Origin of the sequence: Pseudovibrio sp. Ad46, assembly GCF_001623065.1 — a bacterium.
Classification (GTDB): Bacteria; Pseudomonadota; Alphaproteobacteria; order Rhizobiales; family Stappiaceae; genus Pseudovibrio.
In genome coordinates this window covers 153353-175738 of the sequence record NZ_LMCG01000041.1, presented here as the reverse complement: position 1 = coordinate 175738, position 22386 = coordinate 153353, and the positions used below count along the sequence as shown (strand labels likewise).

The following is a 22386-nucleotide window of genomic DNA, read 5'->3' as shown; positions in this document are numbered from 1 at the left end:
CCTTTACCATTTTCAATGAGACCATTATGTCCCAAGTCCCTGTTTTTTGCGACGCCGCAACCGTATTTCTCATCAACAAGAACACTGAAGAGCCACAGGTTCTCCTGCTTCACCGCCTCAAACCACCAGTTCATACCTGGAGTCAGATTGTTGGGGGTATCGAAGCAGGAGAGACAGCCTGGCAAGCAATGCTACGCGAAGTGAGAGAAGAGACTGGCATAGTGCTCGACAACCTTTGGTCCGCAGATGCTGATATTCGTTTCTACATCCCAGAAAAGAACAGCTTCGTAATTCTGCCAGTGTTTGTTGCAGATGTTCCTCACGATACCTCAATTACGATCAATGAAGAGCACGATACCTATCAATGGTTTTCCTTTGCGGATGCAAAGGCGTTGGTGAGTTTTCGGGAACAACGCAATATGCTTGACCTTATCGAAGACGAATTCATCACCCGCGCACCAACACCACACTTGCGGATCCATCTACCCCATCCGCAAGAAACCGGCATTGCAGACCCTTACCCCAGAGCCAGACCATAAAGCGACTTGTGCAGGGCGAGTTTTCCGTCCTTGGCGCGGTCAACACAGGCGCGGAAGTAACCCGCCGGTCGCGAAATGCCTTCAGGATCGCGCAGGGTTTTTTCAACCGTCACCACCAGAACCGCCGCAGCCATTTTTTCGCCCAGTGTCACAACCGCTTGTTTCCAGCCATCTTCGGAAAGGCCAATCGCCAAACGAAGCTGCTCGCCAGACTGCGCAAGCTCGAACCAGCTTGAAAACTGCATGCCCAGCATTTCCTGGGTCTCTGTTGTTGCGCTATCAATCAAACCAATGGAAATAGCAGATAAATGCTCACTTAAACCATTATCTAACTGACCAGATTGCCGAGATTGCAATTGAGCTGAAGCGTTGGATTTGGCAGAGAATTTGCTTGATTGATCTTTTTCAAGAGCAATCTTCGAAGCTTCGTTAGAAGCGGAGTTGTTATTTGAGTAGCCATCGTTAGATGGCTGCCGTGTTTTACTATTTATATGAGTTTGATGGGTTGTATTATTATAAGGGGTGACATGAATGTCATGGTCGCCTGACATTTTAGCATATTCATTGATATCTGAGGCAGTTTGCTCGTCTCCGGTTTTGTCTTCCGCAAGCTCTTCTACAACCAGTTCATAGAGTTTTGAGACCTTGGCTGCCCGCTCAAGAAGCAGCATTGGCGTTTCCATAATGGCAGAGAGTTCTCCCAGGAACACGGTACAATCCACGCCTTCGCTTTGCCCGGTCCGGCAAGCGTCAACGATTGCGCGAGACAGCCGGTTAACAGTCCGCTTTGCTTCCTGCTCTGCCCGCACCCGTGCTTGAAACTCTTCCCCAATCCGTTTGATCTCATCAATCCGCTGGCGTGCTGGCGAAAAGTCAAAACCATATCCACGGTCAATCTCACCACTTGCACCATTGCGATAGATAAAACGACGGCCTGTTGAACTGTCGCGGTATGCCAGTATGCCCACCTCAACCAGTCGCTTAAGTGCACGGATCACGGTGCGCGTGGAGCGGCACACGTATTCAGCCAACTTGTCATTGGAGATCGCGACCAGCGGACGGCGGTCCTGTTTCCAGTCATCTGCCCGTGTCAGGCCGATCAGAATATCGAGAATATGGTAGGCGGTACCATCGATCCCCAGAGCAGGAGCCGCCTTTTTTAACGTGATCGCCACCTCGGCTTTTGTTGTTTTGACGATGTCATTCGCCATTGCCAGTCGCTGGCTTTCCAACATGCCGGGTGTCATTTTGCGAAAGGACGCAACACCGGTGCTTTGCATAGCTAACCCATTCACCGAGGGAAGACCCAAGGTGTTATCCAAGTAAGATTGGGGATTGAGCGCCCGAAAAAGCAAAAATGCGCCACAAAGGGTTTCAAGAAAGCATTGCTGACTTGATTCGCACCGCGCGTTCGTCGTAGGATGATCGTGCTAAAGATGGTCCTCGACGAGTGCTCTTCACTCTCTTGGGCGACGATTTTGGGGCCTTGCTGATTGCCGTCAGCAGGGCCTTTCGTCATTCAGGGGTTACACCATCAGGCATCCTCCCCCTTCGTGTCTTCAAATTTGGCAATCAGACCGGGCAGCTCTTTCAGCAAGAAGGAGCCAAAGTCACTCTGCGTTTTGCTATCAACGGAGAAGACGGTCGCTTTGCCAGTGTGCTTGACGAGCACATGCTTGTTTCCAAGCCATTCAGAAGATTTCGCGGCGCGGGTATGAGCTGCAACAGCAATCTCACCAGAAGAGGACGCAGAACCTGCCTCCATCTCGCTTGGCGTTTCCTGCAGCAGCTGCAACACTTCGCTAAACCGCTCATCGCTGTGAAGCTCTGTGAATGAATCCAGCGCAAACAGCGAGGCAATCGCTTTTTCGTGGTTCGGCGCCAGCTGGCCCTCGTGGAAGAAACTTGCCATCTCTTCCCAACGTGGCCGTCCGATTTTTGGGGCAGGCCCAATCACACGCAAAAACTCCTCAGGCATGGTTGCCGCCAGCTTACGGAGTTTGGAAACGAGAGACTTGTCTTTGCCAATGGCTTTGACAATGAGCGTCTGCGGGTAATCTTGCGCAAGGCGGAAAACAAACAGGCAGGTTTCAATGAAACTCAGGTCTTTCCGTTCATGGTTTTCCTGGCCTTGAGCAACCAACAATTCTTCATCAGAGAGCGGCTTGATGACACCGCGGACGGGCTTGCCCAAAGCGCGGCAGGCTTTCCAACGACGGTGACCATAAGCAATCTGGTAGATGCCGTCTTCATCTGGCGCAGGACGCACCAGAATTGGCACTTGCTGTCCAGTCTCCGCAATAGACTCTTTGAGCGCCTCAAATGCCGGATCAAACGCAACTTCCATACGGTCCGCAACAAAGGAGGGTTGAACCTGTTCCGGGTTCAGCTCCACCACATTGTCGGAAGTCGCCATTTGCGTGTTCAGTGTTTTCAACTCTTCACGCAGTTTGTCGCGTTCGTCCTTGATCAGGTTGATCTCGGCTGCGCCAATAGCACCGGACGACAAGCGGGGGCGCGGCGCTGTTGCATCCGCAACCATGCCCGCCATACCGCCGCCTGAAAACAGCGTGTCTAATGCGTTTTTCCGGTCCTTAGCTTTGTTCATAGTGTTCGACCCCAAGAGCTGCGGAGAAGATCTTCAATTTCACGGTTTACCGAATCCATGGATTCAAGCGCACGCTTAAGCGTTTCGCGGCCAATGGCGCCCGGTTCCAGTTCGTAAAGCGATTTCTTTTCAAGGCCCGCATTGGCAACCGCAGTGGATTCCAAAGCTGGCGATGTCAGCACATCCTCGCCAAAGAGGGCACGCAACAAGCCAACCACACGGGTTTGCGGGCTGTCATTTGGATTGTGACGGGTCACGAGGAACCGCATCCAATCCAGATTCATTTCGCCACCATTGTTCTCAATCACGGCCATCAGGTCAGAACTCATGCCGAGGAACTGGTTACAGCTTGCAAGATCCAGCATCTGCGGGTGCAGCGTAATAAGCAATCCGGTGGATGCAAACAGCGCGCCCAGAGTGAGGAAGCCAAGCTGTGGCGGACAATCGATCACAACAACATCGTAGCGATCATCAACTTCGTTCAGAACGTTGCGGATGCGGCGGAAGAAGATGTTTTCGCCAGTAGACGCACCAGAAGCGATCGCTGTTGGAACGATGTGTTCGAACTCAGCCAACTCAAGGTTGGCCGGAACCAGATCCAGATTGTCAAAATAGGTCGGGCGGATCACGTCACCCAGTGTCCGGCGGCCTTCATCATAACGCAGAGCACCAAACAAGGTGCAGTTTGGCTCAACATCAAACTCAGGCTGCACACCAAACATCGCAGAAAGCGAGGCTTGCGGATCAAGATCAATCGCGAGCACACGGTAGCCGCGCAGGGCCAGATAATGGGCAAGATGCGTGCTGGTGGTGGTCTTTGCGGAGCCGCCTTTAAAGTTGGCGCACGCAATCACCTGCAGCTTTTCACCGTCGCGACGGCGCGGCAGGATATTAACGGCTTCATCGCCCTTTTTACGGGCGGCAAGCACTTCACGGATCGCGTTGATCTGCTGCAACGTGTAACTGCGGCGGCCATTGGCAAGACGGGTTGGCGTCGGGCCTTCTCCGTCCAGATCCAGCTGGCGAATGGTGCTTTCAGAAACACCGATAAGACGGGCAACATCGACAGAAGAGAACGAGCGCAGCAATTTATGCGCTTCAGGCGGATAAAGTTCTTGTCTTAACCGGTGCAGCTGGCCAGAAAGGAGCTGCGAATAACGGGAGATCTTCTCAGACGGAGTTTCCTCACGCAAAAGAGTGTTGTTGCCGTATTCCACTTCGCTTAGCCCTCAAACGGTTCTAGTCATCTACAAACGGAAAGTGCGCCCATATGGCCCGTGTTTGCGTCGAAAGGGTAACCAACCTGTAGTTCAGTTCAATCCCTTTTTGGTTAATCCTCATTAACACTTATGATCATCGCCTCTCTGAGAGGCATAATATCTATTATTTTCAATCAGTTATGCTGTTTCAAAACTCAAAAACGAGGCGTGCATAAAATCGACAAAACAACCGATCCATTTCTCCAGAAACATATTCATGCGTCAGCTCGCTCCGACTCAATCATCCAGCTTCTGATTCTCACGCCTCCTCACAGAGCAATAACACTGCGTGGAGTAGGGAGGATAAGTTTTCTGAAACACCAGAGATAAGCTGAGCAATTCATCGCGTATTGGGGGGAGATATTTTGCGATCTATAAGTGATTTCCACTTAGAGCGTTGCTAATAGTTTCTGCCGTTTATACGCGAAGAAGTGAGCCGGCAGAGTATAGTTGAGATTATTTTATTAAAATAGCGAATAAACTCTATTTCTGTTCATCGAACTCTAAGTAAGTCTGATTCATATGCTCAATGAATAAGACCGTACTTACACATTTTTTTAAAAATAATCGATAATTCGACGATATTTTCCATAAAACACTCTCGTTTTATTGGAAAGTTATGTCATTCCTACGCAATTTCATTGCTTTTATAGTTCAGATATTGTTTTACAATTGATGTAATAAGAAGGCCAATTCATATTTGCAATTTAACTTGGCCGGATAACAAAACAAATGACCTAGTTTCCATACCGACGAAAAGAAACGCCAAATTGCATAGATAATAATTGTAAGGCAGATAACTTTGAAAATAGAGGATACCTTAGAAAGAGCCGTAACATCGGTCACTGCACAAAACGTCCCGTCATCCGCCTCTCTCATTGACAGGGCCTACGCGCACCTGCGGGCGGCAATTTTGTCTGGCCAGCTTGAGCCGGGCAGTAAATTGCGCATTCGCGAGATGTGCAGCACATTTGATGTTGGGCCTACACCTGTACGCGAAGCACTTTCCCGTCTGGTGTCTCAAGGACTGGTTGCCACGCAATCTCATAAGGGATTTTATATTCCAGAACTTTCGCAAAAAGAGTTTCAGGATATTATTGATCAGCGCCGCCTTCTTGAAAGCGCAACGGTGAGAACCGCCGTTGAAAAGGGCGACGCTCAGTGGCGTGAAAGCGTATTGGATGCCTACCATGCACTGCAGGAAATTGAGCGGACATGGCAAGCTTCACGGCGTGATTTCTGGAATGAATGGGAAGAAGCCAACCGCGTGTTTCATATGACGTTGGTTGAGGGAGCAGGCTCCAGTTGGGCAAGCCGGTTCCTGCATATGCTTCATGACCAGTGCACCCGCTACCGCGCTGCGATGCGCCGTGCCGGGTTTATTTCAGAAGGCGTTCAGGATGATCACACTCAGCTGATCAATGCTGTGCGCACTGGGGACGGTGAACTGGCCGAGCAAACGATCAAAGCACATGTTGATCGTCTACCTGCTCTTTGCATGCCATCTTAGAGCGTGTTCCGTTTGATTGGTTTCAATCAAACGGCTAGAATTCGCTCCACCAAAGATATTAGAGCGCGATGCGTGAATGTTAATGATCGCGACGTGCTCTAATGGCTTGATATATTGAACTTATTGTCGGTAAGAGACTTGTTCTCCCACCGCAATAGCCGGTGAGTGATCCAGAATTGCCTCTGGTGAGCGCAAACGCTGCCAGGTTTGATGAGCATCGGCCTGTGCAGTGATATCCTCGTATCCAAGCGCGCTGTAAAACTTCAACGCAGGCTGATTGATGCGGTGCACTTTCAACTCGTGCCTGCAGCCATAATTTTCCAACAAAAACTGCAGTGCCTGTCGCCCGAATCCGCGTTTGTGGTGGGCGTAGTCTATGTACAGCGAATGCAGGAAGTGCTCTGGCGTGAAGTAGCCGATGAAGCCGATACGCTCTCCTGCATACTTCAAGACCCAGACATCCTCCCCCTCAACAAGGCTTTGAAACTGGCTGGCATCTACGAGGCTGGTGTAGTCATAGGCAAACGTACGGCTCGCCACGCTCTCATAGAGCGCAGCGAGCACGTCGTGGTCTTCCGATGTGTAGGGCTGGATTTGGAGCAAGCCTTGCCTTCCGTGTTCAAGGTCAGGCTTTACTGGCCATCCAGACATTCTGGCGGCAAAACTTCCGTTTTGTTTTGCGAATCCAGGAAATGATCGAAGCTGTGGTTACTCGCCTGCGTTTCAACCTGCTCATAAGCGGCGCGAGACTGAGACACCATCGCGTCCTGGAACTTCAGACGTTCACCAGACAGCGGCATCGCTTTCAGGTGATCAGACTGGTTCCTGGAAAGATCAGCGATAAAGCCGGTGTAAGAGCCCTTCTGCTTCACGCCTTTCAAAATTTGAGCGGATGGTGTGAGCTCAGGATTGTCCAGCTTGGCCGCTTGCGCGTTCACAGCATCTGTATGGCCTGTACCGCCGTACACTTCATCCATGATCTGAGCTGTCAGACGCATATCATCTAGCACCTGATGGCCTGCTTCACGCAGTTCCATACCACCATCGCCATAGGCTGGTAGCATCAGGTTTGGCAGACGACCCTGCCAGGCAACCATGCGCTGCTGATCGTTGAGCGCCTGCTGCTCTCCAGAGGAGATACATGGAGACGGAGCAAGGGTCATATGGGTCAGGAAGGCATTGAGGAAGTGAGCCTGCTGCTCACAAATCCCGATCGGGTTGAGCGGATTGATGTCGAGAGAGCGCAATTCGATGTATTCAACACCACGGCGACACAGCGCAGCAATCGGGCGCTCGCCTTCCTTGGTGTTTCGCTTAGGCCGTGCAGAGCCGTACAGCTCGTTTTCAAGCTGCAGCTGGTGCGTGTTGATCTGCTTGTAGTCGCCTTCTTCCGCCACACCAATTTGCTCGTACTGGCGCACAGACGTTGCAAGAGCGCCGCGCAGGCCTTCAATGTAATCGCAAAGAGAGTTGTAGTGAATGTCCAGCTCACTCTGCACGACGCTGGTGTAACCCAGATCACTCATGCGCAGAGACGTTGCATATTCGCCAAAATAAGTGTCATCACCCAGCATGGACAGGGTTGGGTGCGGGGATGCCAGATAGCTTTTGTCGACGGCAGGAGAAGCCCCAAACAGGTAAAGCACCAGCCAGCCATGACGCTGCAGGTTACGGATCAGGCCGAGATACCCTGCACTGCGGAAGTCCTGAAGGCTTCCGCCGGAGGTACACTGCTCATGGAACTCGTGCCAAAGGCCATCGGAGATGGAGAAGTTGTAGTGGATTCCGGAGATCGTCTGCATACGCTTGCCATAGCGATGCGCCAGTCCCTTGCGGTACAGCGTTTTGATCTGCGCCGCATTCGAGTTTCCATACTCCGCGATGCGGATCGTCTCATCACCGGCAATTTCAGGCGGCATGGACGCATTCCACAAATACTCGCCATCATCCGTCTTACGCGCTGCAAAAGCCTGCAGTTCTTTCAGAAAATCCAGGCTCTCTGCAACAGAATGCACAGCAGGTGTGATGAACTCCACCTGAGCCTCAGAGAAATCTGTCGTGATAAATTTGTGCGTTAGCGTTTTACCCAGAGATTCCGGGTGATCACGCAATGACATAAAGCCATCTCTGCCAACACGCAGAGCTTCCTTTTCGATCCCCACGCGGAGTTCAGCAAGACCTTTTCGTACTGTGCTATTTTCCAACAGCTTCAGCGTGGCTTCACCTAATTTTGTCATTCTCGTTCCGTTAATCTGCGCAAAACGGCTATATGGGCTCAAAGTATCCTTGTGCACCTTTCGGTTCACTCTCTCATAGATACTTCCTAATTTCGTGGATGCAAGAGTACAAAACCTGTCGAGTTTTCCTTAGTGTTTTATGCGCAACTTCCATCATTAATGCGTGAACCAAGTTCAATTCGAGAATAAAATTAAACTGAGAAAATGAAGAAATTACCTGTCTGACTATCAACATGCCAACAAGATGTATTCCTTAACCCGCTTCAATAATCAAAAAAAATATACTTCGGCAAAGCACCACCTATCCACGACCTAAACTGCTGATTTCACCATGAAAGCTCCAGATTATCTTCACCCGCAAAGACATAGGACAGGAAACAGCACACTTGCATGCACCGAAATACAATCCCCTCGCTCATAAAAAAACCGAGCATTCCTAATCCGCCTTACAAAGTTCGTGTGCATTTTGAACACTCTATCTGATATTTCGAACGCCGTGCATCACGCTGCATAGCCAGAAACTTCCATTCAAACCTTACTCGGCATCTAAACTTTGCTTGCTTTAAGCTGAAGCTTTCTCAGGAAAGCCACAGTCGCTCATCCCGCATAAAACAGTCTGGTCCTTGCGAGTATTATCGAGAGTTACGGCGGGTCTGCTTGCAAAATCCTCAGTGGATCCAGTGTTGGATAACTCCTTGTCTTTCGGTGTGGCCCCCACCACTCCTCACCATTTTTGAGGCTATCAGCAAAACAACCTCAGCAATTCTTATGGGTGTCATCCTTTTCATGTGCCCGTTACCTTTTGCAGATCGTCCTGAAGAGGCCCACGACTTGCAAATCAAGCTCCCTTTAAGCACTCTCGCAATCACTCTTCCCCTTTTGGCAGGGTGCGTTTCTGATGAAGAACGCCTGCCACAGGCCTATTCGCCCTCCATCGAGATCCCACCGGGGGCAACGCTGATTACAGTCAACACCACGCCTGATGGTGCCTTCTGTTTTCTAGAAGGGTATCGCTCATCCATCTTTGTAAAGCACACGCCGGGTCCAATGGTTGTGCCCACCGGATTTGAGAGCAGAAACCTCATTTGCGAGTTGAAAGGCTACAAAACCACACAAGGCGCCGTGCTTCCCGGCCCGCCGCCGCCGGATGGTGACAAGATCATCATTCAGCGTGTTTTCATTCCGGTTGGCGTGAACGTTCCCAACTCCAGCCCCGCAGGCGCTGTTGTGCCAGATGGCTTTGTTGGCACCTACCGCCGCTAACCCAGCACCGCCTCATAGCGTGTTTTGAAGTTGGCTGTGAGGTAATTCATCAATTCCCGCACCCGGTGCAGTTGGTGCCGTGTTGGCGGGCTCACCAGCCAAAGCGGTGTTGTCTGCTTCCATCCGGACAGCATTTCCGTCAACTCGCCGCGTTTGATGAGTGCATCGGTGTAAACATCGGCAAGGCGCGCAACACCCAAGCCCGCAGCTGCTGCCTGACACATGACGCGGCCATTGGAGATCTGGAATCCTTTTTCCGCCTGCACCACAATGCGCTCTTGTCCGCGCGTGAAAATCCATTCCTGCACACTGCCGGAAATGAAAGGAAGACCTTTCAGATCAGAAGGATGGCGGATTTTGGAATGAGCTGACACAAAGGACGGGGACGCCACATAGCGTGTTGTGATGGTATACAGCTTGCGGGCAATCAGGGTGCTGTCTTCCAAATCTCCCATCCGCAACACAAGATCGTAGTCCGTCTCCAGCAAGTCTTCCCGGATGCTGGAAAAATCCAGTTTCACCTCAATCCCCGGATTGGCGTGCTGATACTCAATCACCAGCGGTGCAATCAGCTCCTCCCCAATCAATCCGCCCACAGCGTTCATACGAATGGGGCCCGTCAGGCTGTCCGTCGCCTGCGATGCCAAATCAGATGCATCTTCAATCTGCTTCACGCTAGTGCGGCACATCTCATAGTAACGCTCACCAATTTCAGTCAGGCGCAGTTTGCGGGTGGTTCTAAACAGCAGCTGCACATCCAGCTGCTCCTCCAACTGGCTCACCTGTTGGCTTAAGCTTGCTTTTGAAAGACCCGTTTCATCAGAGGCTAAGGTAAAACTGCCATGTTCTGCCACAGCCAGAAACGAGCGAAGGCCATTCCAGTAGATATTGTTCATCTCAGCCTAACAATCATTTCGGATTACCCATATTTATCAGCGTGATCATTTTTGTACAATCGCCTCAACACAACGCAAGTTCATCTTGCTCAAGAAAAAGCTAACTAGGCAGGAAAACAAAATGACAAAGCCACTTATCATTATCACTGGCGCAAGTTCCGGCATTGGTGCAGCGATTGCGAAGTCATTCAGCGCAGCTGGCCATCCACTTCTTCTGCTTGCTCGCCGGGTTGAGCAGATGGAAGCTCTGGGTCTTCCAAACACACTGTGCCGCGGCGTTGACGTCACCAGCCGTGAGCAGCTGATTGCAGCTTTAAAGGAAGCGGAAGAGAAATTCGGCCCTGCAGACGCACTCGTCAACAACGCTGGCTGCATGCTGCTGGGTGATCTGTCCGTTCAGGATCCAACTGAATGGGACCGCATGATCGACCTGAATGTGAAGGGTGTTCTCAATGGTATCCACGCAGTTCTGCCAGGCATGAAAGCGCGCAAGAGCGGCTCCATCATCAACGTCAGCTCCATTGCAGGCCGCAAAACATTCCCGGCACACGCAGCTTACTGCGGCACCAAGTTTGCCGTTCACGCCATCAGCGAAAACCTGCGTGAAGAAGTGGCAGCAGACAACGTGCGCGTCATGACCATTGCTCCGGGTGCAGTACAAACTGAATTGCTGTCTCACACCACCTCTCAAGACATCATTGATGGTTACGAGCAGTGGAAGAAAGAGATGGGCGGCGTGCTTGACCCACAGAACGTAGCTGACACTGTGATGTTCGTTTACCAGCAGCCACAGAACGTCAACATCCGCGAAGTTCTGCTTGCAGCAACAGGCCAGCCTGCATAACGCAGAGCAACTAAGATTTTATAAAAGCCGGCTCTCTCCTAGAGCCGGCTTTTTCTATAAAGCAAGTTCTTATCAATCAGAACGCGTTTTAAGAATTCGGCACGTCGCTCAAATGGCGGGCGATGGCCTGAAACAGCGCGATCGACTTCATCTTCACCATCTCCTTATCGCGTTGATAAGAGGGGTAGGTCGAAGTCTTGGCGATCACCACATTCCGAGCCGGGTTGATGTAGAGGAACTGGCCGTGAATGCCGATTGCGGTGAAGTCACCTTGATCGGATTCCAGCGGCAGCCACCACTGGTATTTGTAGCCAAGCGGTGAGGGGCTCTGCGGATTGTTGTAGCCGGGCATCAAGCGCGGCTCGTCCGGCGTGACCGATGTGTTGATCCACTCTTCCGACACGATGCGCTCGCCTTTGTGGTTCAAACCACCACGCTCCAGCACCATTCCCACACGCAGCATATCACGCAGGCGGATGTTCACCCCGCCAAAGACAACCGGTTCACCTTCCTGATCCACCATGATTTCTGCAGAGGATTCAGCACCGATCTTGGACCAGAGCTTCTCGTTGAACCACTCTTTGTAAGGTCTGCCGGTCGCTCCACGCAGCACCCAGCCCACAACATGCGTATCAATGGAAGAATAGCGATTGTAAGTTCCCGGCTCCAACTCACGCGGTACATCCTTGGTGAACTCATCCTGAGAGCCCAGCAGGATTGCGACAACAGACTGGACGATGTCTGAATTCAGATCAGCGTAGTTCTCATTCCAGCGGACACCCGACGACATTTCCAGCACGTCTTTCAGGCGCACACCGTCATAAGCCGTTCCCTTGAGCTCCGGCACATACTTGACGACCTGATCTTCCACACTCTCGATATGCCCTTCATCCAACGCCACCCCAACAAGGATGGAGGCCATGGATTTGGAGACGGACATCTGAATGGCATGAGTCTCAGCGGTGTTCCCGCGATCATAATACTCATGAATCAGCTTACCATTGTGCATGATGGCAAGGCCGGTGGTGTGAGAATCCAGAATGTAATCTGCTGTAGAGGCTGCCTCGCCCTTATACACAAAGGTCGCTGGCATCGGTGATGCCTGATGCGCCCGCGGCAACTCATAGGTCTCATCTGGCGCTTTCACCGAGGTGCTGGAATACTCTTTGTAAAGCGACCTGAATTTCTGATCGATGTTCTCAGGTTTGAATGCATCCGCATAAGCCATCACGGCACGGATCTCGGCAATATCTTGCCGGAAGTAAAAAGCACCCACAGCAAGCAACAGCACAACGGCCAGAACACCCCAGCCAATCTTCTTCAACATGACGTCCCCCCATTCGCGGTGAAAGGTCAAAACCTCCAGAGCGAACCCAAACCTTACGCATAGGTTAATCGCTTGTAAAGCGAGCCGCTGGCAACTTAAGAGCGGTGTATTACCCAATTAAACGCAATTAAAACATAAGCGCTCACACAACCTTTGCGGGTTTCCTGTTTAATGGCTGCGACCTTCTTTTCTCCAAGTGGTGGGAGCAACTGGTATGCAGACAAAAGCAAAAACAACCCTTCTTGCACTGAGTTTCTTCGTTTTTTCAGCAGGTTACGGCCTCGCGCAAATCAACAACTTTGCGGATGATCCTGTCGCAAACGAAAACGCCAATCCCTTAAAGTCAGAATACCCCGATATTGTAAGCCCAGTTTCTGATTGTCCCGACATCGCAGAAAAATACCGCACCGGCGGCGCTGGCGCTGATCCACTGGGGTATCCTCCGAATTTTGGTTTCACCAACATGTCCGCCGCTGATCAGGAGGCCTGCATCAAGGAAATCAACAAGGATGGCAACATCAATGAGAAGCAGGAAACCCAGGAAGAGAACAACATCCTGCAGAATTGAGGGCAAACTTATGCTTCTCTAAGATATTGTTATTGCAGTGGTAAATAGATCTCGACAACGAGATCTTCAGGAGCTGTGTTGGTCGGGCTGTTCCAAAACACCTCATAACACGGATGGTCCGCGGCCTCTTCACCCGAGTTCGGCAGCCACACACCATAAAGGTAACAGAAAGCCGCCTGTAAACCTGCATACGGCCCCTGATGGCGCAGCACAGCACAGCGACCAGCCGGAATGCTATGTGCTTCAAGTCCCTCAGTATTTTCAAACTGCGGTGGAACAACAGCCCCCACACGAGAGCGTAATTCATTTGGCGGGACGATTGAAGGATCGTCATAATAAATGCCAACAAACGGCCCACATTTACGGATCACACCACGAGAAGACAGCATCGCAGCTAACTTACTGAAAACTATACCCATATCAGAGTAGGGACCGCGATGATAAAGGACCTGCAATGTCTTTTCAGGAACATCTCTGATTTCCACCGGATGCATTGAGAAGATACCGCTTTTTTCCGAGGCAACCGCAGGAGCAACGCTTTTATCCTCACGGAACTGACCGGGCGCAACGCCATATTCTCCCTTAAACGCACGAGAAAAACTCTGTGCACTCGGGTAGCCATATCTCTCCGCAATCTCGGTAACAGCTTGTTTTGTTTGAACAAGATCTAACGCAGCCCTATTCAACCGGATGCGACGGATTGAGCTCGCCAGCGTTTCACCGCGCATGCTCTGGAAAACCCGATGCCAGTGAAAGCGCGACATGCAGGCGACATCAGCCAAAGCATCAAGGCTTAGATCTCCATCCAGATTCTCATAGATGTACTCAAGAACACGCAGCATTCGTTTCTCATAGGCTGCCTTGTTCTGCTCCGCTTTCACGTCCCGTATCCTCTGCCTGCCATCATTTCCACCCTTACAACACAGAGGGACTGAACATATCTTGCTGTCTTGACCTTAGAGCAGGCATGCAAAGCTGATTCATGAGCGAACTGAAGTCATCTTTACTAGCAACTTGCTTTGAGTAGTTCCACCTATTGCTGAATTCTCATGTCAGCTTATCTTACACGCTTTCTTTCAGAAACTGACAGTTCTTTGAGCTCCGACGGTGACTTAGTCACTTTCACGAGTAAATTTCTGAAATTTTACTTATAAAACGGTTGCTTTTCGGCCCTTGGCTCGGATAAAGCGGAGGCAACAATTGGCCAAGTATCGGGCTATGGCCTAATCAAAACAATCTAAGGATTGCAAATGACCGACGCAGCGTTGGCCCCAGCTCCTGTGCTTGATCAGGAAGCCAAGACCGAATTTCCTATTCCGGCAAACGTATTTGCCGAAAAAGTAGTGTCCGTAAAGCACTACACTGACCGCCTGTTTAAATTCCGCATTACGCGCCCAAGCTCTTTCCGTTTCCGCTCTGGCGAGTTTGTCATGATCGGCCTGCCAAATGCTGAGAAGCCGGTTTTCCGTGCTTACTCCATCGCAAGCCCATCCTGGGACGAAGAGCTGGAGTTCTTCTCCATTAAAGTTCAGGACGGTCCGCTCACCGAGCACCTGCAGAAGATCCAGCCAGGCGATACCGTTCTTATGCGTAAGAAGCCGACCGGTACACTCGTAAACGACGCCCTGATCCCAGGTCGACGTCTTTATATGTTCTCTACCGGTACTGGTGTTGCTCCGTTCGCATCATTGATCCGCGACCCAGAAACCTATGAGAAGTTTGAGGAAGTCATTCTGACCCAGACTTGCCGCGAAGTGAATGAACTCACCTACGCGAAGGAACTGGTTGAGGAAGTGAAGAACGATCCACTGGTTGGTGAGTTCGCAGCTGGCAAACTGCGCCTGCACACAGCAGCGACCCGCGAGCCATATCCTTGTCAGGAACGCATCACCAATCTGATCGAAAACGGCAAGCTTTTTGAAGACCTTGGCGTGCCGAAGCTTGATCCTGCGATTGACCGCGGCATGATCTGTGGTTCTATGGAAATGATCAACGACACCAAGGCGATCCTTGAAAAGCATGGCCTTGAAGAAGGTTCCAACGCAGCCCCATCCACATTCGTGGTTGAGCGCGCGTTCGTTGGCTAAGCTAAATGCTTTGAATTTTTGCGAGAAGCCCGCTGTTCATTCAGCGGGCTTTTCTTTTGTCTGCACTTTGCAGCCTATGCCTCTTCCGTCATTTTCATTGCATCTTCAAGGACCTGGTTAAACCGATCAAGCGCACCTTCAAAACGACCGAAAGTCAGATGCATGTTGGCGCCGGAGGCAAACCCTTGCTGAATCTCTTCGCCTAACTCAAAATCTTCAATGAGGGTCGTTGAGGTGATTGCATGATTGCGGACCCAATACTTCTGCATTTCATCAGTTTGCGGCATGGAATTCGGGACCAGTGTCGCCAATCGAACCCTCGTGCGGTCAACGGTCAGCGGTTCACAATGCACCCAAACGATATGATCTTGCTGAACAAGCAGCTGCGTTCCCGGCAAGACAGAATAGATGATGTTGGCGTGCTCACGAAGTCTCCACTCCTCCTGAGGTTTATCTCTCAACTCAAACAGAGTGATGCGCGGCAACACTGACCGCATGTTCCCTCCCAACATCTGATAGCTGGACAGGTTCTCCGGAAAGTACGGGCCAATCGTTTTGCGGTGGGCTACGCGGAAATGATAGGCTTCGATCCCACCTTCAATCAGCGTCTTCCAATTGGCAGCAATTTCAAAGGTTTCTTCAACCGCAATCCGGTGATCTGCAAGCCCCAGCCAAGACAGGTCATCAGAGAGCGGAGCGAGGCTTTGCTGGATTTCCTGCACATTTGTGGCGTTCGGATCGGCGATAATCCAGATAAAACCATGGGCTTCCAGAACTGGAAGTTCCTTTAGGTCATATTGAGAGCGATCTAGATCCGGAAAGCCTTGTTGCTCCTGCGGCACCGCTACCAAGTCGCCTTGGTTGGACCATGTCCATGCATGGTACGGACAGGAAAACCTTTGTTTACAGCCAGTTTCTTCTCTCACCAGCTTAGCACCACGGTGGCGGCACACGTTGAGGAACGCGTGAGCTTTGCCCTTGGCATCTCTGGTCAGCAGAACAGGCAATCCGGAAACGGATCGACTAAGGAAAGCGTTTGCTTCTGACAGTTCTGCTGATTGCGCAGCGGCGACAGGCTTGCTGCGAAACAAAGCGGTCATTTCCTGAGCAAAGCGATCAGAACAGTTGTAACGCATCACTGGGGAGTGCGTGACTTTCTCATCCAAAAACTTTTCATTTCTGGCATCCAAACCAAGCAACTCCGCAATCAACCTAATTTCTTCATCCCGTGTCATGGCAAATCCTCCACTTACCGATCGGTAAGTATAAACTTACCACTTGGTAAGTTGTCAAGTTTATCCTATACAGATGGAAAGGGAGCAGGATTTGGATCAGCACGCAGAAAGCCCCAGAACACGTTACATCACAACGGCAAGCGCGGTCTTCGCACAGAAGGGCTATCACGCTGCAAGCCTCGCAGGCATTGCAGACAGGCTTGGCGTGACCAAACAGGCACTGCTTCATTTCTTCGGCTCAAAGGCCACACTTTATGAGGAGGTGCTGAGCGCGCTTTCTGATCGGCTACTGCGCTCAATCGAGAACGTCGAGGGGACTACGCCAGAAACCAAGCTGCGCACATTCTTCCTCCAGCTCTCAGAGGATGCGCTTTGCAATGTGGAGGACACACAGCTGGTCACAAGAGCTCTGCTGGATGCCCAGACCACCTCCGAAAGCTGGCCAATGAAACCATTTCTGGATGCTCTGGGCGCGCTGGCTCACAAGACGAAGCGATGGTCAAAAGCCTCAGATGCTGAGCTCTTTTGTTGGATTTACCAGCACATAGGTTCAATCCAACATTTTGCTATCTCACAGACCACACTCAAGGGCATGTATGGAAAAGAAGCTTTCGACGTGCTGAAGGAGACGCATCAGGCACAACTCCGTGTGGCTCTTGCTGATCTGGAGGAAGACCCGGTTTAGCCGTTCAACTCAAGCCGCTCGTGAATTTGAGCAATCTCATTTTTCCATTGCACTTGCAGGTGAGGTGACTGCCGGTTAGGCCGCCGCGACAGATCCGCTTCCATCAGCGTTTCCAACTCAATCAACCGCTCTAGCAGTTCATCTTCCCCAGAATGATCTGTTTCAGGCGCCGTATCCTCAATCCTACTCTCAACAGCAGGTTGCTCAATGACAGCAGCTTTGATGGCTTTCACCTGAACTTCTGCGATCAACGCATACGCGGCATCCACATCATTGACTTCCTGCAGACGCCCATTTTGCACGACCCAGAACCGGTTACACGTCGCCTCCACCAGATGCCTGTCGTGCGAAACCAACAAGAAAGAACCGTTAAACGACTGAAGTTGGTTTGAAAGCTCATTACGTCCGTAAAGATCCAGATGGTTGGTCGGCTCATCAAGCATCATTAGGTTGGCTTGCACCTGAGACAGAGAGACAAGCAACAAACGCGCACGCTCACCGCCGCTCAATTGCGAGACTTTCTGTGACAACTGATTGTATTTGAAACCAGCCGCAATAATGGTCTTCTCGCAATCAGGAACTCGCAGATCAACCCCGAGGGCTTCTCCGACAGACACCATCCCCTCAACCAGATTAGCTTCCCCCGGAAGCTGTTGAAGTGTCTGATCATAAAACGCAATCCGGCATCGTGGATGAACCCGGACGTCGCCTGCCTCACTCGTCCGCTTCTCCCAGCAGCAGCGCAACAGGCTGGATTTACCCGTCCCGTTCGCTCCCATAACCGCAATCCGGTCACCGGGCCGCACAGCAATGTCATCGACATTGTATAGGAACACATCCGCCACAGGCGGTGTCACGTTCAGGTCGTTCAACTGAACCAGCCGGTCAGCCTGAATTTGCTCTCCGGCAATGGAAAGGTTCCACGGATAAGCCTCGACGGCATCAGTCTGGTCGTCCTTCATGCGGTCAACCATCTTTTCCATGGACTTGGCTTTGCGTGACAGGTCCTCATTGTCGAACGTTCGCCCCCAATCCGCGAGGCGTTTGGCACTGGCCTCAACGCGCTTGATCTCTTTTTCCTCAGAGTCACGCCGGGCGATACGTGCTTGGGTCAAAACTTCATGTTCTGCCAGGGCCTTCGTGCAGGGCAGGTCAAAGGCATTTAGTTTGCGATCCTGAAGAATCCATGTGCGATTGGTGACGGAATCGAGCAATGTTGCATCATGAGAGATCATTAGAAAGCTGCCCTTCCACGATTTCAGGAAGCTTTCGAGCCACATGATTGTTGGCAGGTCCAAGTGGTTGCTTGGCTCATCCAGCAACAACAAATTCGGCTCAATCATCAAAGCACGTGCCAGCATGAGGCGTGTCATCTGACCACCGCTGAGGTCCTTACAAAGCACAGTGGACTGGTGAGGCTCGAACCCCATTTCCGGCAGCATCACATCCACCTTCCAGTCCATCCAGGCGCGCTTATCCTTTGGCAACGCCTCACGAACAGCCTCAGCCAGCGTCAGTTCCATCAGTTGTTTGGGAAGATGCTGCTCAACACAGGAAACGACAGCAGCACGGGAGACCGAGATGCTGCCCTCGCTAGGCTCACCACGCCCAGCAAGGATGTTGAGAAACGTCGACTTACCGCATCCGTTGTGGCCTACCAGCCCAATCCGGTCGCCTGCATTAAGCCCGAAGGACAGGTTTTCAAACAACACACGCTCTGGCGACTGCTGCCACAGACCACTGCCGGTTATCAATGGATTGCTACTGGACTTTGCCACGGGACCGTGCCTCCCAACACATAAAACACCAGGAAACGGATTAGAGAAAAATTACGCAGCTTCCAAGAGGGCGAGAGGTGTAATACAGCAAAGGCACTTCAACTTAAGGGAGAACAGAGGATTTCACGTCACACATAATCGCAGAAAACAGTGTGAATCCCTTGAATAACCGCTGTAAACTAGGGGATCTTGCTCACATGTGGTTTGCAGAGCTGTTCTACATTGCAGAAAAGACAGACGGCGTGTCACTGCCATAAAATCCTGGATTTGAAAGAACAGAAACCTCACATGACGACCTCTATGCAACCCTCATCAAACCCCAAGCAGAGCATTGGAGTGGTATTCTCCGTTGCCGCATCCGCGCTTGCTCTTACAGCTGCAATTGGCCTTGCCTACCTTGCAAATCCAAACCCGGCTTCGAAGCTGCATTTTGCCAATACTGAAGTCTCACATTGCACCGTTGCCGGCGCTACAGCTGTTTTGGGTCTTCGCGGTGAATGGAACTGCATTGCAGCGCAGTGACCACGAGCTTACTTTGAGTTCTGCGCTCGCATCTCGTTGTAGGCTTTTGTAAAACCGGTGGCTGAAAAGTTGATGCCAACCTTTTTGCCTGCTCTGGACATCATCACAAATCGTCCTTGATCTTTTGCAGCTTTCATCGCGTTGATGAAGGCCTCTTCGGTTTTGCCTTCAATCACACAGCCTTGCGCCATACAGCGATTGACCCGTGCGACCGCCTGAAAATCACCGATGTTCACGCCAACACCCGGAGCCAACAGAAAATCGAGCGGCAATACATATTGCACCATATCGCTCTTTTCTTTGGGACTGTAGGTGAGTGTCATCAGCAGAATATTCTGGCCACTTTCATTATGAACCACACGCTGCTTAATCTGGCAGCTCATGCCATTCACGGCGGGGTCATAGCACTCCAGCATCCAGTCTCCGTGTTGCTGCGTGGTGACCTTGGGACTGCTGGCAACAGCCGCATCGCCTTTGGGCGCTGATTGAGCAAAGCCCGACGTAGCACCAAGAAAAGCAACAACTCCCAGAGCAAGAGCTGCAATTGTACGAAGGGGAAAACCAAAAATCTTCATTTGAATATCTTGCTTACAACCATAACGATAGGACTGAGTTATCTATCTCACCAAACTAGTTTTGTTGCAATATTGGAGATTTGCGGGAGGCCTTTTGGAAAGAGCCCCCTGTTTTCCTTAGGGATTTGAAATTATGAAATCTGGAAAAATCAATTACATCGAATTGCCAGCTGCTGATCTGGAAGCCGTAAAGACATTTTACAGCAATGCACTCGGTTGGACTTTCGAGGACTACGGCCCTGACTACGCTGCCTTCAATGATGGTGACTTCAATGGCGGTTTCTTCAAGGCAGGCCTGTCGTCCTCCACCGCAAGCGGTGCGGCGCTTGTTGTGCTTTATGCCGAAGATTTGGAAGCACTGCAGGACACACTGGTGAAGAACGGAGCCAAAATTTGCCGCGAGATCTTCACCTTCCCGGGTGGGCGCCGGTTCCATTTTCTTGACCCCAACAACAACGAACTTGCTGTCTGGTCAGACAAATAACAGGCGAAGGCATCGCTGACCTGCAATATTAGTGGGGGTGAATTGAGGGATTCACCCTTCTCTATGAATAGGCGTAGCTTCCAAGCGAAATCCAGTTTCTCAGGAGATTCGCGTGCGGTTCGCCAAAGCATCAGACGCCGGTCAGTTCAGCCCCCTCAGTTTTAAAGGGGCTTCCCTCGGAGCTATCATTGCATCTGCAGTGCTCCTCACCGGATGCCAATCCAATGTTTTTGGACCCGATCCGTCAAACCCTCCTTCTGATGCTTATGTTGTTTCTATTGAAACCAAGCCATCTGGCGCGCAATGCATCTTGGATGGGTTTGCTGAAAACTTGCACGTGAAAAGCCCGGGCCAACTCGTCATTCCAAAGGAATACAAAGACGCGCAAATCGTGTGCACGAAGGAAGGCCACGAGGACGTTCGCGATGACTGGTACCCCGGTGCGGGCGTAGAAATGCCGTCTGTCTCCTGGGTCAGGACCCTTCCGAAGAAGCAGTAGTCCCTATCTTCCGAACATCTTAGCAGCGCTTAGGCGCTGGCTTCAGCTGAGGTCGTGTTTGACAACGCGATCTTTTCTGCTTTCTGCACCCTTGCGCCAATAACCACCAGCACAAGTGCGATTCCGCCAAAAACACAGAACGCAAAGGACAATGGCAGCAAGGTCTGATCGTAGAAACGGCCAACAATCACAGAGAGGATGAGCGCAATAAACGTGGTGGTCGCGCCAACCAATGTTGCAGCCAAGCCAGCGATATGCCCGAGTGGTTCCATGGACATGGCGTTCAGATTTCCGTTCAACATCGGCTGACAAAAGAATGCTAGCGAAAGATAAGTCATGAACAACCACAGATCAGGCGTGGTATCAATGAGGAGCAGATACATCGCAAAGCTGAGGCTGGTGACAATCTGAATTGTCAGCGCAGCACGGCACATATTCTGCAAGCCGATACGTCTGACAATACGGCCATTGACGATGGATGCCATGCCGAACACGACGGCAATTCCGGAGAAATAGAGCGGGAATGTTTCGTGGACGTTGAAAATGTCTGCAAACATCGGCTGAGCAGTACTCAGATATGTCATCATCGTACCAAAAACAAAGCCTGAAGCCGCGGTATAATACAGCGTCGCCTTATGGCTTACGACTTCTTCAAGACCTTCCCAAAGCACCCTGGGTGTGATTACCCGGCGGTTTTCCGGTTTCAGTGTTTCCGGCTGACGCATTGCCAGCCAGATGCAGCCAACAGACGCCATAATCAGCATGATGACAAAGATCGCTCGCCATCCCGCAGCAAACAGGATGCCTTGACCAATCAATGGCGCTAATGTGGGCACAATAATAAACACCGCTGTTACAAACGACAGGATGCGCGCCATTTCCGCGCCGACATACTTGTCGCGAACAATCGCCATAACGACCGTACGGTGAGCACTGGCTCCGACACCTTGAAGCAGACGCCCGAATATCATCATAGGCAGTGATGTCGCCGTGGCTGCGAGCACAGCACCAATTGCGAAAACAACAGACCCTGCATAAACCGCCGTCTTTCTGCCAAAGCGATCAGAGACGGGGCCAAAAACAAACTGGCCCAGGCTTAGCCCAAGAAACAGCGCAGAAATGATGAGCTGGACGTTGTTGGAATTTCCGACATTCAAATCTTTGCCGATGACTGAAAACGCTGGCAGCACGGCGTCAATCGAAAGCGCAGTCAAGCTGGTCAGCGTAGCCATGAGGGCAACAAATTCAACCGTTCCCAGGCTCGCACCTGCGGTTTTCGGAGAGTCCGACATCTGGATATTCCTGTTTCAATCCTGGCAAAACTGCGGGTTTATTTTTAAAAACCCAACACCATGGATCTACCGCGATTACGGCATAGTCTGTGGGAGCAACACCTTTCACCTATCAGGCAACAAACGTGAAATCAAGAAATGAGATGAATTGTAATCAATGACGTTCCTTGAGGAGTTA

The 22386-nt window shown here is 51.2% G+C and carries 22 protein-coding genes; 10 read left to right on the top strand and 12 right to left on the bottom strand.

The features are described 5' to 3' along the window. Positions 1–26: 26 nt before the first annotated feature. Positions 27–539, top strand: coding sequence for an NUDIX domain-containing protein (locus PsAD46_RS09965; RefSeq protein WP_063306736.1), 513 nt, complete (start codon positions 27–29; stop codon positions 537–539). Here the strand turns inward: PsAD46_RS09965 and repC are convergent. The 3 genes from repC to repA all read right to left on the bottom strand — a co-directional run bounded on the left by repC (position 518) and on the right by repA (position 4364). Continuing rightward, positions 518–1819 carry a plasmid replication protein RepC gene (gene repC / locus PsAD46_RS09960; protein ID WP_063306735.1) on the bottom strand — a complete coding sequence of 434 codons (1302 nt, stop codon included), beginning with the start codon at positions 1817–1819 and terminating at the stop codon, positions 518–520. The genes PsAD46_RS09965 and repC overlap by 22 nt on opposite strands. A 254-nt stretch (positions 1820–2073) precedes the next feature. After that, positions 2074–3147, bottom strand: coding sequence for a plasmid partitioning protein RepB (gene repB / locus PsAD46_RS09950; RefSeq protein ID WP_057462164.1), 1074 nt, complete (start codon positions 3145–3147; stop codon positions 2074–2076). After that, positions 3144–4364: a plasmid partitioning protein RepA gene (gene repA, locus PsAD46_RS09945; RefSeq protein ID WP_063287827.1), complete on the bottom strand. Its 1221-nt coding sequence runs from the start codon at positions 4362–4364 to the stop codon at positions 3144–3146. Before repA ends, repB begins: the two co-directional genes overlap by 4 nt. Before the next feature lie 844 nt (positions 4365–5208). Here repA and PsAD46_RS09940 point away from each other — a divergent pair. Further along, positions 5209–5916 (top strand): GntR family transcriptional regulator, encoded by a 708-nt coding sequence (locus tag PsAD46_RS09940; protein WP_208989126.1) that lies wholly within the window; start codon positions 5209–5211, stop codon positions 5914–5916. A 120-nt stretch (positions 5917–6036) separates the two neighbouring features. Here PsAD46_RS09940 and PsAD46_RS09935 read toward each other — a convergent pair whose 3' ends face one another. Then, positions 6037–6567: a GNAT family N-acetyltransferase gene (locus PsAD46_RS09935; RefSeq protein ID WP_084404381.1), complete on the bottom strand. Its 531-nt coding sequence runs from the start codon at positions 6565–6567 to the stop codon at positions 6037–6039. Further along, positions 6549–8153 (bottom strand): glutamate--cysteine ligase, encoded by a 1605-nt coding sequence (gene gshA, locus PsAD46_RS09930; protein WP_063306733.1) that lies wholly within the window; start codon positions 8151–8153, stop codon positions 6549–6551. Before gshA ends, PsAD46_RS09935 begins: the two co-directional genes overlap by 19 nt. 786 nt (positions 8154–8939) lie before the next feature. Here gshA and PsAD46_RS09925 point away from each other — a divergent pair. Further along, positions 8940–9416: a hypothetical protein gene (locus PsAD46_RS09925; RefSeq protein WP_153040722.1), complete on the top strand. Its 477-nt coding sequence runs from the start codon at positions 8940–8942 to the stop codon at positions 9414–9416. Here PsAD46_RS09925 and PsAD46_RS09920 read toward each other — a convergent pair. Next, positions 9413–10312, bottom strand: coding sequence for a LysR family transcriptional regulator (locus PsAD46_RS09920; protein WP_063306731.1), 900 nt, complete (start codon positions 10310–10312; stop codon positions 9413–9415). The two genes, PsAD46_RS09925 and PsAD46_RS09920, sit on opposite strands and share 4 nt — an antisense overlap. Positions 10313–10433: 121 nt before the next feature. On the opposite strand from PsAD46_RS09920, the gene PsAD46_RS09915 reads away from it, so the two are divergent. Further along, a complete protein-coding gene (locus PsAD46_RS09915) occupies positions 10434–11156 on the top strand; it encodes an SDR family oxidoreductase (RefSeq protein WP_063306730.1) in 723 nt (240 codons plus the stop codon). 88 nt (positions 11157–11244) lie between these two features. Here PsAD46_RS09915 and PsAD46_RS09910 read toward each other — a convergent pair whose 3' ends face one another. Next, complete coding sequence (locus PsAD46_RS09910; protein WP_063306729.1) at positions 11245–12483, bottom strand: serine hydrolase; 1239 nt, start codon at positions 12481–12483, stop codon at positions 11245–11247. A gap of 214 nt (positions 12484–12697) precedes the next feature. Between PsAD46_RS09910 and PsAD46_RS09905 the strand changes: the two genes are divergently transcribed. Further along, positions 12698–13051, top strand: a complete 354-nt coding sequence (locus tag PsAD46_RS09905) for a hypothetical protein (protein ID WP_063287821.1) — start codon at positions 12698–12700, stop codon at positions 13049–13051. Between the two features lie 29 nt (positions 13052–13080). On the opposite strand, the gene PsAD46_RS09900 is transcribed toward PsAD46_RS09905, so the two are convergent. Continuing rightward, the gene (locus tag PsAD46_RS09900; RefSeq protein ID WP_063306728.1) at positions 13081–13932 is read right to left on the bottom strand and encodes an AraC family transcriptional regulator; all 852 of its coding nucleotides are present in this window, start codon (positions 13930–13932) and stop codon (positions 13081–13083) included. Between the two features lie 369 nt (positions 13933–14301). On the opposite strand from PsAD46_RS09900, the gene PsAD46_RS09895 reads away from it, so the two are divergent. Next, positions 14302–15138 carry a ferredoxin--NADP reductase gene (locus PsAD46_RS09895; RefSeq protein ID WP_084403631.1) on the top strand — a complete coding sequence of 279 codons (837 nt, stop codon included), beginning with the start codon at positions 14302–14304 and terminating at the stop codon, positions 15136–15138. Positions 15139–15212: 74 nt separating this feature from the next. Here the strand turns inward: PsAD46_RS09895 and PsAD46_RS09890 are convergent, their stop codons facing one another. Then, positions 15213–16373, bottom strand: a complete 1161-nt coding sequence (locus tag PsAD46_RS09890; RefSeq protein WP_063306727.1) for an SRPBCC family protein — start codon at positions 16371–16373, stop codon at positions 15213–15215. Between the two features lie 91 nt (positions 16374–16464). Between PsAD46_RS09890 and PsAD46_RS09885 the strand changes: the two genes are divergently transcribed. Beyond that, the gene (locus PsAD46_RS09885) at positions 16465–17058 is read left to right on the top strand and encodes a TetR/AcrR family transcriptional regulator (protein WP_063306830.1); all 594 of its coding nucleotides are present in this window, start codon (positions 16465–16467) and stop codon (positions 17056–17058) included. Here PsAD46_RS09885 and PsAD46_RS09880 read toward each other — a convergent pair. Further along, positions 17055–18836, bottom strand: coding sequence for an ABC-F family ATP-binding cassette domain-containing protein (locus tag PsAD46_RS09880; RefSeq protein ID WP_063306726.1), 1782 nt, complete (start codon positions 18834–18836; stop codon positions 17055–17057). The two genes, PsAD46_RS09885 and PsAD46_RS09880, sit on opposite strands and share 4 nt — an antisense overlap. A 288-nt stretch (positions 18837–19124) precedes the next feature. Between PsAD46_RS09880 and PsAD46_RS09875 the strand changes: the two genes are divergently transcribed. After that, positions 19125–19358, top strand: coding sequence for a hypothetical protein (locus PsAD46_RS09875; RefSeq protein ID WP_063306725.1), 234 nt, complete (start codon positions 19125–19127; stop codon positions 19356–19358). A gap of 8 nt (positions 19359–19366) precedes the next feature. Here the strand turns inward: PsAD46_RS09875 and PsAD46_RS09870 are convergent, their stop codons facing one another. After that, the gene (locus tag PsAD46_RS09870) at positions 19367–19933 is read right to left on the bottom strand and encodes an invasion associated locus B family protein (protein WP_063306724.1); all 567 of its coding nucleotides are present in this window, start codon (positions 19931–19933) and stop codon (positions 19367–19369) included. A gap of 130 nt (positions 19934–20063) precedes the next feature. Here PsAD46_RS09870 and PsAD46_RS09865 point away from each other — a divergent pair, with 130 nt between their 5' ends. Beyond that, on the top strand, positions 20064–20417 hold the full coding sequence (locus tag PsAD46_RS09865) for a VOC family protein (protein WP_063306723.1): 354 nt from the start codon (positions 20064–20066) through the stop codon (positions 20415–20417). A 112-nt stretch (positions 20418–20529) separates the two neighbouring features. Next, positions 20530–20916 (top strand): hypothetical protein, encoded by a 387-nt coding sequence (locus PsAD46_RS09860; protein WP_063306722.1) that lies wholly within the window; start codon positions 20530–20532, stop codon positions 20914–20916. A 29-nt stretch (positions 20917–20945) separates the two neighbouring features. Here the strand turns inward: PsAD46_RS09860 and PsAD46_RS09855 are convergent, their stop codons facing one another. Next, positions 20946–22208: a multidrug effflux MFS transporter gene (locus PsAD46_RS09855; RefSeq protein ID WP_063306721.1), complete on the bottom strand. Its 1263-nt coding sequence runs from the start codon at positions 22206–22208 to the stop codon at positions 20946–20948. Positions 22209–22386 lie beyond the last annotated feature (178 nt).